Origin of the sequence: Falsibacillus pallidus (assembly GCF_050990905.1) — a bacterium.
Classification (GTDB): Bacteria; Bacillota; Bacilli; order Bacillales; family DSM-25281; genus Falsibacillus; species Falsibacillus pallidus_A.
Window position 1 is genome coordinate 3,635,121 of the sequence record NZ_CP158866.1, and the last position, 15,311, is coordinate 3,650,431.

Sequence of the window (15,311 nt, forward strand, 5' to 3'; positions counted from 1 at the left end):
TGCTACTCAAAGGGAACAAGGACCTTTACTCCTCGGGAATAAACGTAGAGTTGAAAGTCACGGTCCTTTTTTAATCGTTCCAGTTCATCCGCTGTGTAGTGGCTGGAATAGGAAGTTGCAAACACAACGCTGTACAAATTGCCTTTCGGTGATGTTTTTTCTAGTGTTACGCAGCTAATCGGCTCTGGAGAAACTACTGCTTTTTTCATCAGAGAGTCTCCTTTTAGTTGAAACTTCAGCGTGCGTAAACGTTCTGGCGGCTGATCAGTGATAACTAAGAGATTATACTCTACACCTTTCATCACTTCATTTGCTGCTGGATCAGTAAACGATAATACATGAGCATCGACCGATTTTATCGTGAACGATGGTTTATTCGTAATGTGGGAACTTGGAGCCTTATCGTCTATTTTTTTATGAGATGATGAAAAGCCCGCAATGATAAAGAGGCACACAACTATAAGGAAAACACCGAACTTCTTCAACATATCACCTACTTTTTGCATTTTACCGTAAATGGGACAATGACCCCTTTTAACATATTGAGGCCATTTTTCCCTTTGATTTCGGGGCTGATGATGATTTGGTAACGGCTGTCTGGTTTGAAATTTTCATCCGGCACAAGTGTGACTGATTTTTTATCTTTGCTCAGGATAGCTTTTGTTAGCGGGACGGTTTCCACCGTTCCATATTCTTTTATAAAAATGTTGTCTGTAGTGATGGTTTGCGGATCGAGTTCCTGGTTGAACTTGACGACCCATTTCTTGTCTTTCGCAATTTCCGTGCGCATTTCCCAAACATCTAGCTCTTTAACCGCCTGGCCGATCAACTCATTTCCCGTCTCGCTGTCCAGGAAACTAAGTGAAACAGTCTTCGGCTTTGCCATTTTTGCCACGATGTATGGATAAGTTATGACCTCGGCATTCATGGCATCCGGGTCGGGCTTCGTTTCCTTGAAATAGAGTATGATCTGCTCCCAGCTTTCTTTTTGCTTCACGAAATTGAGGCTGTACACTGCTGTCGGCTTAGGGCCGAGGGCAATGACGTACAGGTCATCTTTTTTGTAAATCCCCTTCATTGTCTTTACTTCATCAACAAACTGCTTCTCTTCCTTGTTCAGGTCTTCCACCTGAAGGACGGTGTATTTCATGTAGTGATTGTCACTGCCTTGCTGATTGGCATAGATGGTGTGTCCGCTAAACATAAACATGGCCGCAAGCACCATTGATGCTGTGAGTAATTTGATTTTTCTCATGATACACCTCACCGGTTTGGGTTCTTTAGGTATTTAGACGGATTGGGAATGGGTTTGGTTACGCTGTTTCGTATATATTGTTTAGTCTGTGCTGAAATTGTGCATTTGATCGATATACGGAAAATCGCCTTCCTCAAACCGCAAAAAAACAAGCCGGACACGAAAACCGGCTTGAACGATGGGGCATTTAGGGGTAAATGCAATCATTATATGATGAAGATAAAGGGGTGTCCGGGGAACCGGACGTTATATAGGAGGTGCCGCAGCGGTTATCTTCGTGTATGCCGCGGTGATAATAAAAATTGTTGTGTTTTCACATTGGGGTCTAATGTTATTTGGAGCAGCTGCTGCTCCAGAAGCTGTGTTTTGCAGGTTAATTGATGGATTTCGTTATTTGCGCGGCCGATGATGCGGATTAAATCTTGAAGTAGCTTTTCAATGCTTTCCAATTGCTGCTGTTTGCGTCTGTCGTTCCAATCATTGTCTCCGTGTTCCTTAAACCAAGTCCGAATGTTTCCCGCCTCCCTAAGCGTTCATAATTCTAGTGCTGCTTAGTCGGCACCGCTTGAAGCTCCCGATCTTCAATTGGTCTGCCGCCGAGGAATTTCACTGAGTCTGCCATGATCTCAGTCACATATACTTTCTTCCCATCGGAATTTTCATAATTCCTTGTTTGAATTCGTCCCGTCACTCCTATTACAGATCCTTTATCGCAATACTTGGCCGTGTTTTCGGCTGTCCGGTTCCATAGTGTGCAGAGTACAAAGTCTGCGTCCATTTCACCATTGCTGTTGCGATAAGGTCTATTGACTGCAACCGTCACGTTCAATACCGGTTTCCCATCAGTGGTATATTTCAGATCGGGTGTCCTTGTCAATCTCCCCACAATCGTCACTTGGTTAATCAAGCCTCAACTTCACTCCTTTCTTTGAAAGTAAGGCAAGTGTACCCCATATAATTCCAGGAGTAAAATAGCGAAAATGTGATTTTCGGAGCCGAAAACAGCAGATAATCACATTTTGGGGTGCCGAAAAAGTAATTATCGGCCAAAAACAGGCCCGAAAACGACATTTTCCTATATTTTAAACTTTCTATCGACAAATCCCGACAAAAACCGGGTGGTGACAGGCACCTTTGTGTCGGCTTCTTTGTGGATCTGCCGTGGTGTGGTATACTTTTTTTAATATGGTGATGTGGAGGTTTTAGGATGAAAACCTTTAAGTTGATTACACTTCAGATTGCGGATAATGGGGATTTCAGTGAGTATCCGCTGGTGGATGGGTTGATTATCAATAAGGAGAATGAGCGCCGCACATGGCTTTTGGAGGCGTTTGTGGAAGAGCGTTATTTAGATTCGTTCAAGGCGATGGAGCGTTCCGCGGAAGATTTGGATGTCCAGGTGGTTATCTCCCACCCAGCCAATGATCCCGCTTTTCTCAGCATGCATGTGTCTAATATCAAAAAGATTGGGGACAAGCTCAGCATCCTGATGGAAGGAACCATCAAGAAACCTCGCAGCGAATACGCGGAACTGCTATTGACGGACTTGATGGAAAAAGGGTTTTCAGGAGGAGAACTCCTGCAGGAATTCAAAGACAAGATGGAAACGAAGCCTAAGATTCCGAAGAAGAAAGTACAACAGTCTTAATTTTTGTCTCTTTACCCTGAGTCTTCATCAATGTTCAATGGTAGAACTAAATTAAAAAGACTCCTGCACCGCAATAAACGGCAGGAGTTCTTTAATGAATTAAATCACTTTGCAGAAAGTCTTCCTCGCTTTTCTGCTTGTGCATGAGAAGTTCAATGATATATTGAATGTCTTGCTTTCGGTAATCCCTCTTTGGGAGCTCTTCTTCATATAATAAATAATATAAGAGCGAAGCGTAGTTGAGCTCTCCTTCAGAGGCGGGCATCAATTGCTCTTCTTTTTTTTTAGCTCGTTCTGGATTTGATCCAAGACGTATTTGGCTTCTGTCTTGCAGGAGTAGGCATAGTCGGTGCCTGCTTCTTCTTGAAGCTTTTCGATTTCGTCGATCTGCTCCTGTGTCGGAGGTTCATTGAGAATTTTCTCAATGGTCTCATTTATTTTTGCGGCAAGCGCTTCATGAAAAACTGGGTCGTTCTTGATGGATTCGTCAATGCTGCTGTACCAAGCAGCGCTTGTTGTTATGTAGTTCTTCCAATCCTGGATAAAATCGTGCAGGTTGAACTTGTCTTCTTCCCATTGGATTCTAGCCATATACTGTTCGAACGCGGTTGAGATGGAGCGAGTGATACTTATCTTTACGCCCTGTGCTAATCCTTTATACATGTATGTTAAGTACCCCCTAGTGTAAAATACTTTCCACGCAATTTTACTATATCATATATATTAACCTTTCTGCAGTGCATTCAGCAGAAAGGGAGTTGAGAAATATTGGAATTTATACCAATTCGGTTCCCAATATAGCATTTTACTGTATTACGGAAGATTGGGCAATGAAAAATTGAATAGGGAAGACCTAATGGACCTCCCCACACACGTTCCTACTCTTGCTTTTCTCCAAGGGCAAACGTGATTTCTGTTTCACAGACGATTTCGCCATCCACCGTTGCCACGCCTTTGCCTTTTCCGATCGGTCCTCGCACACGCCCCATTTCTACTTCCAGACGGAGCTGATCGCCGGGTTTCACTTGCTTCTTGAATCGGCAGTTGTCGATTCCTGCAAAAAATGCCAATCGGCCGCGGTTATCTTCTTTTTTCAGCATCGCCACTGCTCCGACTTGCGCCAATGCTTCAACAATCAATACGCCAGGCATTACCGGGTAGTCAGGGAAATGTCCGTTGAAGAACTCTTCATTCGCTGAAACATTTTTGATTCCAACGGCTTTCTTACCTTCTTCTATTTCCAAAATGCGATCCACCAATAGGAATGGATAGCGATGCGGGATAATTTCCTTGATCTGTTGAATATCTAGCATGATGGTACCTCCTCTATGTATTACTGTTATTTTACCAAAACTTCTGCCCAAAAATAAGGGAGGCGCAGGCCCCCCTTATTTTTTGTTCACTATATCATAAATATGAGTCCATGTGGATTTTTTAAACGTATCACCGGGTTTGCCGTCCCCCATGACACTATATCCTACAACCGCTCCTGCCCCAGCACAAACAACAATCAGAACAAGCACAATAAGGACACGCATCCAAATAGGAATCAGGCGGACACGCGGTTTTCGCTTCCGTCCTTTCGGTGCCTTCTCTTCTGCTTGCCTTGATTCTTTTCGATGTTCTTCTCTCGTTTTTGTCTGCTGCGGCTGGATTTCCTTCATGGTCATTTTTCAAAACTCCTTTTGCCGAATGCCGTTTTCTCCTCAAAAGATGTTCCGATACATTGGAACATACCTATTTTACCAGAAAACAGCGTCTTATCGAATGCCATTTACTAATCCCATCATCTGGTCGGCCATGGTAATGGATCTTGCTTGAAATTGGTAGGCCCGCTGAACGTTGATCAGCTCTGTCATTTCTTTTCCCATGTCAACGTTTGATTGCTCCAGTACACCCTGCCTCATTGAAATGGCTGCCCGATTTGCGCCCGTCATCTCTGTATAGATATCGTTTGCACTAACGCCCAAACCATTCATGTTTTGAGGGAGGCCAAACAAATTTTGCCCTTTTTGCTCTAAAAATTGAGGTTTATTGACTGAGATGACCCCAAGATTATATGAGACCTTCTGTCCGGATTCTAATTTAGCCGTAAACTGCCCATTCGGGGAAACAATGTAGTCATTCACTTTTCCCGGAATGACAATCTGCTGGTTGTTTTCATCCAGGATCGGCCTGCCATCGCTGTTCACAAGCATGGTTTCCTGACCATTCACGTTGGATAAATAAAACGCACCGTCCCTCGAAAATTGCACATCCGATCCATTTTCGTCCTGGACAAGCACTTTCAAGAATTGATTTTCTTTCGTAAAGGCGATATCCAGAGGGCGGTTGGTGCTGATGATATTTCCCTGTGAAAGGTTCAACTGCGCTTGGCTTACTCTCGCTCCAGTACCCTGGCGGATGCCATATGGAGTGCGTCGTCCGACTTCCTGGTTATTGTTCAGCTGATTGTTGAACTGCTGATACATCAAATCCGAGAACTTTACATCACGGCGTTTGTAGCCGGAAGTATCGACGTTCGCCATGTTATGGCTGATAATGTCCATCTTCTGCTGCAGCTGTGAAAGGGTGTTTGTTGCTGTGATCATTTGTCTGTTCATTTGGTGGCCTCCTTTCTGCTTATATTAGCCGTTCACTCGTCCGACTTCGTTCACTGCTTTATCCATGCTCCGATCATATGCCTGCAGGATCTTTTGGTTAGCTTCGAATGCCCTGTAGGCTGTCAGCATGTCCGTCATGGTCTTTCCGGAATCGACATTGGAGCCTTCTATGTATCCCTGCTGAGTTGTGAATCGCACATTCGGATTGTTGTAGGCGGAAGGAAGCGGCTGATTATTTTCAGGCAAAAACAACCCGTCACCTTGCTTTGAAAGTCTTTCGGGATTCGCTGAGAATGCAATGCCCAGCCTGCCGACCTCTGTACCGTTTTCGGAGATGACCCCGTTTTCGTTGAGGTCAAACTGGTCGCTGTTCAACTGGATACGTTTCCCCTGGTCGTCCAAAACATATTGTCCATTCCCTGCTGTGAGGAAGCCCTGTGCATCCACAGTGAAGTTCCCGTTCCTTGTATAGCGGGGCTTTCCGTCCGTTCCTTCAACGGTAAAAAAGACGCTTCCCTGAAGTCCTGTTGCTTCGTTTATCGGCATGTTGACATCCTGAAGGGCAACGTCCGTTTTCCGGTCCGTTGATTCAAGCGCGCCCTGAATGAACGATGGGTTTGCATCCTGCATGTAGACACCGTTGTTCAGCGTCCCGATTTCAGGGGATTGGCGGAGATTGAGCGTGTTTTGAGTCGGTATTTCAACGCGGTCGATTCTGCTCAACAGCATCTCCGGAAATGCCCTCATCGATGACTGATCTGCCTTAAACCCAGGTGTATTCGCATTGGCCATGTTATTTGTCAGCATCTCCGTTTTTCTTTGCTGCGCCAGCATCCCGGAAGCAGCCGTATAGAATCCTCTAAGCATGTTTATATTCCACCCCGTGCAGACCGGTGAAGCGCTGTGTGCGGCCGGTCGTTGATTTTTCATGTCATGTCTTATGTCCAAAAACTAAACGGTCTAATTGTACTTATCTTCCATTATAAAGGATTGCCTTCGACAAAGACACAGAAAATTTGCGAATTTTGTTGTGGTGGCGACATAAAGGTGCCTGTCACCACCCGGTTTTTGTCGAAGGCGTCATGAAGGTGCCTGTCACCACCCGGTTTTTGTCGAATAGCGGGGTTTCTATAGGATGAGAGGTTGGGCAGCGGGGGCAGTGGCGCATAGGAAGGGGGTTTTGGTTCATAGCCGCTGGAGTCCGGCGCATAGCGGACTTGTTTTCGCGCATAAGCACCCTATTCTCGCGCAAAGACCCAATATTAAAAGCCCAAACCCAGTGATTTCGATGCTATTTTCCACCTCAAAGGATGCTTATCCAAGTCTGTGAGTCCATTTTGGCTAAAAAACCACAAAAAAGGATGGGTACAAGCCCCATCCTTTCGATTATTTGATCAAATATATGCTTTTCTTGGCAGCTTGTCCATGTTTTCGAGCATTAGTCCAGTTCCGATGGCTACGCAGTCCATTGGGTTTTCTGCCACGAGGACAGGGACTTTCAATTCTTCTGCAAGCAATTGGTCGATGCCGTGGAGCAATGCGCCGCCTCCTGTCAAAATGACGCCGCGGTCAATGATGTCCGCAGATAATTCAGGCGGTGTTCTCTCCAGTACGTTCTTTGCTGCCTGTACGATAACGGCTACAGATTCGCGAAGAGCACCTTCGATTTCTTCAGAGTGGATGGTGATGGTACGCGGAAGGCCCGTCACCATGTCACGGCCGCGGATATCCAGCTGCTCTTTGCGGGAGCCTGGGAATACCGTTCCAATCTTGATTTTGATTTCTTCTGCCGTACGCTCCCCGATGAGAAGCTTGTACTCTTTTTTGATATAGCTCAAGATTTCAGCATCAAATTTGTCACCGGCCATTTTGATGGAAGCAGATGTTACGATGTCACCCATTGATAGAACGGCTACATCCGTTGTACCGCCGCCGATGTCGACGACCATGTTTCCGCTTGGCTGAAAGATATCCATGCCTGCACCGATTGCCGCTACTTTCGGTTCTTCTTCAAGGTAGATTTTCTTTCCGCCGCTCTTTTCTGCCGCTTCCTTGATGGCTTTTTGCTCAACGCTTGTGATGTTCGTCGGGCAGCAGATCAAGATGCGCGGTTTGGATAGGAATCCTTTGACATTCAGCTTATTGATGAAATGCTTGAGCATGGATTCGGTTACATCAAAATCCGCGATGACTCCGTCTTTCAACGGACGGATTGCCACGATGTTCCCAGGCGTACGCCCAACCATTCTACGAGCCTCTTCCCCTACAGCCAGCACCTTGTTCGTATTCTTATCGATTGCAACCACGGAAGGCTCATTTAAGACGATACCCCGGCCTTTCACATGGATTAAAACATTTGCCGTCCCTAAATCAATTCCAATATCTTTCGCAAACATTCAACATGCTCCTTCCTGCCCCAAGCGGCTTCTATTATATATTTTTTAATCATCATGAATAGGTCCATATTCATATGCATGAAGTGCTATTTCCCCAATTTTCTATTTTAGCACAAAAATAGCGAAGAGAGGAATCAAATTCCAATTATTTTTTAAAAAAGATGGACAAAAAAAGAGGAGCAGTTCCGCAGGCTGCGGCCCTCTCCCCATAGTTATTTTACTGCTTCCCCTTCAAACTCCTCTTTTGCATACTTTTGCTTCGTTGCTTCACCGCCGCGCAGATGGCGAATTGATTTATGATAATCCAGGATTACTTTTACTTCATTCGCCAGATCCGGGTTAATCTCCGGCAAGCGTTCTGTGAGGTCTTTATGGACAGTACTTTTGGACACGCCAAACTCCTTCGCAATTACGCGAACTGTTTTCCTCGTCTCCACGATATACTTTCCAATCTTGATAGTTCTCTCTTTGATGTAATCGTGCACACCACTCTACCTCCCTAAATTGGATGTAGAAAGTGTGAAATGAGACCCGCTTTCTCTTCGACGGAGTACTGTATCCCGCATCATTTAAAACTGGAACCGCCGATTGCGGCTTTACTTGCTGCCGGCTTGGCGAAATTCAAAAAACCAGCCTCAATATCCAATGCGGCAGAAGGTGGTGGCCTTCTGGAATTACAAGGATTAAACAAATCTCCAGCTGTCAATCGCTGCACCTTAACGACTCTTCACCTCAAACACTCTCTCTTTATTGTCAGGTTTGTATCAGTTTATTAGCTTGGTTTTAGGTTTATGCACGAAAACCATAATAAGGACAAGGATTCGGTGAAAATATTCATTTATTTTTAATGGGATTCTCATTTAGGCTGTCCAATAGGGAATGCAGGGTGAGGTGCGTTTTTTGGAAGATGTTCGGTGTTATTTCCTGAGAAATGTGTCGATTTATTTGGAATGGTCGGAGAGGGATTTTTCCAACAAAGGGAGTGTGAGATGGTAGGTCCTGTGCTTCAAACTGCCGGCACTTGGGCATTGGAGCGATTTTAATATTTTTTGAGAAATTGAGCGTGAATCAATGGTTAAAAATGATCTAAGTTTTTCATTTGAGATCATTTCTTCGATCAAGAGGAAATAATCCATAATGGCAAATTTATGCGTATCCTTCGAGGTGTGGCTGCAAATCGGGCACTCCCATCTACTAAAAACTCTCCTGAGAACCACTTCATCATCGCATTCCGTGCAATAAACACCCTTTTTTAAATGATCCGGTGAACTATCATATTTAGCCAATACATCAGCATCGTACGGAGAATTCTTCCTCTTCAATGTGGAAATCAATTTTTTCATTTCATTCTTTGAAAGGATCGACTTCGTATAAATATTCGTTTGCTGTATTAAAAACTTGTGCAGCATCTTCCCTCTGATAAGGTACTTCATATCTTTTGAGTTTTCCGGAAGCATTTTGATGATAGTTGATGGGTGTGGGATAACAGCAGCGATTGCGATGGGGATTTGAGGGAATTTGTGGTCAGAGAGCCATTGGCGAAGCTCAAATTCTTGTTCTTGTACTTGGAGGATGGGATCTTGGAAGGATTCGGTGATGCCGTTGAGTGTCCGAAGCAGCTGATGATGGATTCTATCGAATAGCAGCTCCCCTGCCATACTTTTCACTTCTAAAATAACGAGGAAATTCGGAGTGATAATGAGGTTATCCATTTGAAAATAGTAGCCATGCCTTCCCTTCAATCGGATACTGCCCATCACTTTAAACTCTTGGTCATCAAGATGACGCAGATGATAGGTCAACGATTTTTCACCGTTGAATCCAGCATGGCGAATGGCCGCCTCTCTCTTAATCTCAGGCATGCGTGGGTGATTTGCAGGCAATCTTCTTTCTAAAGCATATAATTTGTTCAAATATAGCGGTAAATCGGGGTCATACTTCTTCAAAACATCCCTCCTCTGGACTTTTATATGATATTTCTATAAAAATAGCATGGTTTCCTGCTTTTTTATGAGGTGATTTTTGGTTTGTTAGAGGCTTATGCGCCAAAATTTGTCGGCTATGCGCGAGAACAAGTGGCTTATGAGCGAGGTCCCTGCCGCTATGCGCGAAAATCCAGTTTTATGAACCAGAACCCCGCCTTTTTGCGCCATTGCTCCATACTTGGCTCCACGGGCAACCTGACCACTGGATCGAAAGCCATAAAACCATCAATTTGTCCACCAGCCCGGCCGTAGCCGGACTGCTGATTCATTCGGCAAAACCTTACCCCATGACCCCAATAATGATCTCTACCGCACGCTTAATATCTGCCTGGGCCATGCTTGGGATGGATCGCGGCATGCGGACGGCCAGTTCGTGGGATGCTGGGACGTGGATGAAGCCAGCAGGCACCGTCGAAGCGTTTCCATTCTCGCTCAATTCGTGCAGGACGGAGTACATGACATTGTTGCACAGATAGGTTCCAGCTGTGTTGGAAATGCGAGCTGGGATCCCCGAGGAACGAAGGGAATCTATCATTTTTCTGATAGGCAGCGTCGAGAAGTAGGCAGCCGGGGCATCCTCTAAAATGGGTGAATCCTCGAGCTTGATGCCGCGGTTATCCGCTTCTCCGTCGCGGATATTGATCGCGACTCGCTCAGGGGTTATGCTCTCGCGGCCGGCGGCCAAACCTAGCGAAATGACAGCATCCGGCTTTACTTGTTTTACTTCTTCCAGCAAACGCTCCGGTCCTTTTTCAAAATCCACAGGCAGCAGGACTCCGTGCACCTCATAAGAGCCTATTACCGCTCCATGCAGTTCCTTTACAATTTGTTCAGTTGGGTTGATCGGGTTGTCTAAGAACGGTTCAAAACCTGATAGCAGCAGTTTTTTCATCTCTGCATTCCTCTCCCTCTTTTTTCCACCACTATACCATATTTGTGCAGAAAAATCGGGTGGTGACAGGGACCACCCGATTTTTGTCGAAACCAGATTTTTCGGGAAGTGACTGTCACCATAGCCATCAAGTTAACCATTTTTCAGGTTTTTCTAAACGATTGAGCGAGAATCCACTCGCTTTCCGCGGACGAACTGGCAAGCCTCCTCGCTTCGCTGTGGGGTCTCGCCAGCCCGTTTTTCCGCAGGAGTCTCGCAGATTCCCTCTCAATCAACTGAAATTTGGTCTAATGATAAGAATGACCAAACCTTTCTGCTTTCTACCCAACACAAATAAACCTAGACGAAATCTAGGTTTACATTTTATGTAAACTTATGATTGAGATAATTGATCTAAGATTTCTATTGACCTGGATTTTCCGCACCTCTTTGATTTGATGCCATTTTTCTCAAGGGTTTTTCGAACCTTCTGGAATAGGCTCGTCAGTGAATGTCCGCCTTTCTTTAAGGCACAAGAGATTTCCGGGAGGAACGTTTCAATAATATCTAGGCTTTTAAATTCACTAAGTTGCTTTTGCTTTTTAACAAATAAGTAATAACGAATACGAAAAAGCAAGTTTTCACTTAATAAAAGAGCGATAAAACGACCATATAAAAAGCATTCAAAACGTTCTTGCTTCATCGCTTTGACATGGTCAATCTCAAAGATGGATTTCCACCCTTTGAAGACTAATTCAATTTGCCACCTTAAAGAATAAAGGGTGAACAAATCTGTTGCTTTTACCATGTTTTCTGGTATATTAGTAATTACTTTGTTGAGCACTTTGTGCTTTTTTGTTTGAGGTGTGTATTTCACGCCTCTTTTTTTTTCTTTTTTATCAAAAGAATCCATTCGTCTTTTATGTTCATCCTCATTCAAGCGATAGAGAACCAGACGAGATGGAATCATCTCCCGTTTTCCTACATAAACAGTAAGTTCCAAATACTCTCCCTCTGCTAATTCTTCTTCATATTTCGTGATATCCAGTCTTTCGAAATCACCATTTTCCGTTTCTAAATAAACTCCCGTTTGATCATGTAGACGAGAAAGAAAGAAACCCTTTCGGTTTGAAATGGTTTTTAAGTCTTGGGTGGAGAAATAACCTAAATCCCGAATGCACAAATCCCCAGGCTCCACGGTGTCTTGAATTTGATAGGCGAAGGATTGATCAGGCTCCTTCTGTTCTTGAAGAACAAACTGAAGGAATTCTCCGGATTTTAAATCATACTCTAACTGGATTTTAACTCCTGAACCATGATAGCCCTTAAAGGCTTGATATTGATTAGGGGAAACTCCGAAAGAAGTAGAATCTAAAATCCGTATTCGTTGGAACAAATCCATTATCGGAAGAGATGGAAAGGACCTCTCTAATGAAAGCAGTGATCGGAAGATCTCCTTCATTAATTGGACAGCTTGCGCATTAAACCGTTGATTCAATCCCTGACCAGAGATACTTACTTGGAAGTGGGTAGAAAGAGAAGCACACATTTTGGAAAGGGAAGATCTCCCAACGTGCGCGTGGAATGCGCATAAGCTCAAAAGATGGAACCCAGTGAAGTTTCTTTCTCGCTCCACAAACCCAATTTCCTTCGCCAGTTCTTCAACCGCAGAAGAAGATATGACTTCTTTAATAGCCTCCGAAAAAGCAGCTAATTCTCGATGTAAATTCTTCATAAATAAAAACTCCTTACTCTAAAAATCTGCATGGCAGAACTTTAGAGTAAGGAGAAAATTTACTTTCGTCGACTAATTTGCCTTAAGTTGATGGCTATGGTGACTGTCACGCCCCGGTTTTTGTCGAATGAAAAAAGGCAGATAAGCCCTCCCTTTGTTAAGGGCTTATCTGCCTTGAGTGCCTGGCACCGGGGTGCACAGGTTAGTTTGTGTGTTTACGATCAGCTGTTGCTGTCGTCGCTGTTTTGATCAGCGTTGTCTTGGGAATTATCAGTGCCTTGATCAGTTCCTTGGTCAGCACCTGATTGGTCTCCAGAAGTTTTGTCATCAGAAGATTGATCTCCTGCTGATTGGTCTTCCTTCGCTTTGTCAGCTTCTTCTTTGGCTTTTGCATCTTCTTTCGCTTTTTCTTCTAGAGCTGAAAGAGATTTACCAATGAATGCGACTGGATTTACAGGGACATTGTCATTACGGATTTCGAAGTGTACGTGTGTACCTGCTTCTTCATTGTATAAGCTTTGTCCTGCTTTTGCGATCACTTGACCTTGTTTCACTACATCGCCAACCTGAACCTGAAAGTCCTTAACGGATTGGTATTGAGTCACTACGCCATTTTCATGCTCGATTTCAATGACGTTTCCTAATAACGAGTCTTCTTTGACATTTGTCACTGTACCGCTCATGGAAGCAACGACATCGAAGTCTTTATTGTCCTTCATGGCGATATCGATACCGCGGTTTGGATGATACGTATTGTTGTAGACAACCAATGCAGCTTCTTGCTCTTCTTCTGAAGCGTCTTTGTCATAGAATTGTTTTTCTATGACGACTGCATCTGGATTTACCACCGGCATTGCGAAATTTTCGAATGCACTGTTTACTTCCACTGATGGATTGTCATACGGGTTGTTTGTTGCTTGCTCATCCGAATTTCCCTTAGGATCAGCGACATCGTTATTAGCAGCCTGATACCATAGAATTGCTGAAATCAGCAGGGCTGCACTGACTAAATACATTGCTGGGAATACCCAACGTTTTTTAAAGAAACTTTGAGAAGGTCCTTTCTTTTCTTCCTCTCTCATTTTCATCACCTCAGCAATCATTCTGAACAGGTGGATGAAATTATATACATTTTTCAAAAAAAATTTTTAGTACTTATCTTTCGACAAACGCTAAATAAATATGTATGAAAGCGGAAATTTTTATTTGGAAAGTTTTTATAAGGAGGACGGTGTTGTGTATTTTATCCTGGCAGGTACCCTGGATTGTGCGTGAAAATGCGTTTGGCGCATAAGAGTTGTGGTTTGGCGCATAGGCTCCTTCGTCCGGCGCATAAACGTGGATTTTTCGCGCATAGTGGACTTCTGTCAATAAAGTAGACACTTATATGCAAGTAAATGGCGTACTTTTTTTCTTCCGCGCTTCGTTTTCACTCCTCTTGGAGGCCTCTGCCTGAAGGAACCATTAAAAACTAATGCTTCCTTCAGGCAGAGGGCACTTTCTCCTCAGTGGCGTTTAAACGCTTTGCCTCTTTATACGCCTGTTCATACTCCATCGGAGTGGCGTAGTCTAATGTCGAGTGGATTCTTTTACGATTATAAAACTGAATATAAAACCGGATGGCCCCGATGGCTTCTGCTTTTGTCTTAAACACAAACTTGTACAAATACTCTTTCTTTAAAGAGGCGAAAAACGATTCTACACAAGCATTATCGTAAGGGGTTGCTTTTCGACTCATACTGATGGTCGCTTTGGCATCCTTTAATGCTTCAATATATTTTTTTGAACAGTACACACTTCCCCGGTCTGAATGGTGGATCCATCCCTCAACGGGCTGGCGAATTTCAAGAGCTTCTTTTAATGCTTTTAACGGCAATTCGGCGTCCATGCGGTCATCAATGCTATAGCTAATTACCTTGCGGGAAAATAGGTCTAAAACCGGATTTAAATAAAGGAATCCCTCACCTGTATGAATATAGGTGATATCCGTTGCCCAAACACGATTCGGTTCTTCAGGCTTAAATTGCCGATTCAACTCATTTTTGTACACAAGCTGCTGGTGATCTGAATCCGTGGTCTGAATATATGTAGTTGGCGGTGTCGCATATAAACTCATCTCTCTCATACGGTTCGTCACCGTTTTAAGTGAGACTTGTATGTGATCCTCCTCGACCAGCTTTCGATAAATTCTTGGACTTCCATACGTCCCCAGGTTGTCGTGAAAATGATAGCGAATTCGCTCGTCAAGATGACGTCTCCAGCGCTGCCTCTCTGTTTCCTCCTGATCCTGTCTTTTTTCCCAAGCATAATAGCCAGAAGTAGAAACATCCAAAACTTCGCACATCTTCACAACGGTATGGTCGTTTTTATTTTGAAAAATAAATTCAAACCTTACTTCTTTTCTTGCGTGAAGATGTGCATAGCCTTTTTTAAAATGGCGTTCTCCTCTTCCAACTCTAATTTCTTACGCTTTTCAGCTTCATACAATTCTCTGTATTCAGAAGCCGTTAGATACTGGCTTTGTTCCTCTTTTTCCGCCTGATGCTGCTTTTTACGATAGGCAGCGACCCACTTTTGAAGAGTACTATAGGAAATATCCAGTTCATTGCTCACATCAACGAGCTTCCGCCCATCTAACTCGATTAATTTACACACATATTCTCTAAATTCTGTTGGATACTTTTTCTGATCTTTCGCCATGTTTATACACGCCCTTTTTATAGTTGTATAGATTTAAACATGACGCCACTACTTGTGTCCACTTTTTATACTAACTTCAATAGAGCATAGAATTTCGCGCATAGACCACCTTTTTTCG

At 43.9% G+C, this 15,311-nt stretch carries 15 protein-coding genes and 2 pseudogenes; 1 reads left to right on the top strand and 16 read right to left on the bottom strand.

The window, feature by feature from the left end:
• Window positions 1-2: 2 nt before the first annotated feature.
• The 3 genes from ABTV07_RS18730 to ABTV07_RS18740 form a co-directional block, all read right to left on the bottom strand.
• Complete coding sequence (locus tag ABTV07_RS18730; RefSeq protein ID WP_433745275.1) at window positions 3-485, bottom strand: hypothetical protein; 483 nt, start codon at window positions 483-485, stop codon at window positions 3-5.
• Window positions 486-493: 8 nt separating this feature from the next.
• Complete coding sequence (locus ABTV07_RS18735) at window positions 494-1,255, bottom strand: protease complex subunit PrcB family protein (protein WP_433745278.1); 762 nt, start codon at window positions 1,253-1,255, stop codon at window positions 494-496.
• Window positions 1,256-1,796: 541 nt separating this feature from the next.
• Window positions 1,797-2,162: a single-stranded DNA-binding protein gene (locus tag ABTV07_RS18740; RefSeq protein WP_433745281.1), complete on the bottom strand. Its 366-nt coding sequence runs from the start codon at window positions 2,160-2,162 to the stop codon at window positions 1,797-1,799.
• A 300-nt stretch (window positions 2,163-2,462) separates the two neighbouring features.
• Here ABTV07_RS18740 and ABTV07_RS18745 point away from each other — a divergent pair, with 300 nt between their 5' ends.
• Window positions 2,463-2,903, top strand: a complete 441-nt coding sequence (locus tag ABTV07_RS18745) for a YwpF-like family protein (RefSeq protein ID WP_433745284.1) — start codon at window positions 2,463-2,465, stop codon at window positions 2,901-2,903.
• Window positions 2,904-3,167: 264 nt separating this feature from the next.
• Here ABTV07_RS18745 and ABTV07_RS18750 read toward each other — a convergent pair whose 3' ends face one another.
• The 13 genes and pseudogenes from ABTV07_RS18750 to ABTV07_RS18810 all read right to left on the bottom strand — a co-directional run.
• Window positions 3,168-3,566 carry a hypothetical protein gene (locus ABTV07_RS18750; RefSeq protein ID WP_433745285.1) on the bottom strand — a complete coding sequence of 133 codons (399 nt, stop codon included), beginning with the start codon at window positions 3,564-3,566 and terminating at the stop codon, window positions 3,168-3,170.
• Window positions 3,567-3,781: 215 nt separating this feature from the next.
• A complete protein-coding gene (gene fabZ, locus ABTV07_RS18755) occupies window positions 3,782-4,216 on the bottom strand; it encodes a 3-hydroxyacyl-ACP dehydratase FabZ (RefSeq protein ID WP_433745288.1) in 435 nt (144 codons plus the stop codon).
• Between the two features lie 75 nt (window positions 4,217-4,291).
• Window positions 4,292-4,573 (bottom strand): DNA-directed RNA polymerase subunit beta, encoded by a 282-nt coding sequence (locus tag ABTV07_RS18760; protein WP_433745290.1) that lies wholly within the window; start codon window positions 4,571-4,573, stop codon window positions 4,292-4,294.
• 90 nt (window positions 4,574-4,663) lie between these two features.
• Complete coding sequence (locus ABTV07_RS18765; RefSeq protein ID WP_433745293.1) at window positions 4,664-5,506, bottom strand: flagellar hook-basal body protein; 843 nt, start codon at window positions 5,504-5,506, stop codon at window positions 4,664-4,666.
• A 24-nt stretch (window positions 5,507-5,530) separates the two neighbouring features.
• On the bottom strand, window positions 5,531-6,373 hold the full coding sequence (locus ABTV07_RS18770; RefSeq protein WP_433745295.1) for a flagellar hook-basal body protein: 843 nt from the start codon (window positions 6,371-6,373) through the stop codon (window positions 5,531-5,533).
• A gap of 527 nt (window positions 6,374-6,900) precedes the next feature.
• On the bottom strand, window positions 6,901-7,902 hold the full coding sequence (locus ABTV07_RS18775; RefSeq protein WP_433745298.1) for a rod shape-determining protein: 1,002 nt from the start codon (window positions 7,900-7,902) through the stop codon (window positions 6,901-6,903).
• Window positions 7,903-8,114: 212 nt separating this feature from the next.
• Complete coding sequence (spoIIID, locus tag ABTV07_RS18780) at window positions 8,115-8,387, bottom strand: sporulation transcriptional regulator SpoIIID (RefSeq protein ID WP_433745300.1); 273 nt, start codon at window positions 8,385-8,387, stop codon at window positions 8,115-8,117.
• A 456-nt stretch (window positions 8,388-8,843) separates the two neighbouring features.
• Window positions 8,844-9,848 (bottom strand): nuclease-related domain-containing protein, encoded by a 1,005-nt coding sequence (locus ABTV07_RS18785; protein WP_433745303.1) that lies wholly within the window; start codon window positions 9,846-9,848, stop codon window positions 8,844-8,846.
• A gap of 319 nt (window positions 9,849-10,167) precedes the next feature.
• Window positions 10,168-10,779, bottom strand: a complete 612-nt coding sequence (locus tag ABTV07_RS18790; protein ID WP_433745306.1) for a pyroglutamyl-peptidase I — start codon at window positions 10,777-10,779, stop codon at window positions 10,168-10,170.
• 373 nt (window positions 10,780-11,152) lie between these two features.
• A complete protein-coding gene (locus ABTV07_RS18795) occupies window positions 11,153-12,493 on the bottom strand; it encodes an IS4 family transposase (RefSeq protein ID WP_433744627.1) in 1,341 nt (446 codons plus the stop codon).
• Between the two features lie 221 nt (window positions 12,494-12,714).
• Complete coding sequence (locus ABTV07_RS18800) at window positions 12,715-13,575, bottom strand: peptidoglycan DD-metalloendopeptidase family protein (protein WP_433745308.1); 861 nt, start codon at window positions 13,573-13,575, stop codon at window positions 12,715-12,717.
• 401 nt (window positions 13,576-13,976) lie between these two features.
• A pseudogene (locus ABTV07_RS18805) lies at window positions 13,977-14,950 on the bottom strand (IS3 family transposase); the annotation flags it as partial.
• Window positions 14,951-14,974: 24 nt separating this feature from the next.
• A pseudogene (locus ABTV07_RS18810) lies at window positions 14,975-15,193 on the bottom strand (transposase); the annotation flags it as partial.
• Window positions 15,194-15,311: the final 118 nt, after the last annotated feature.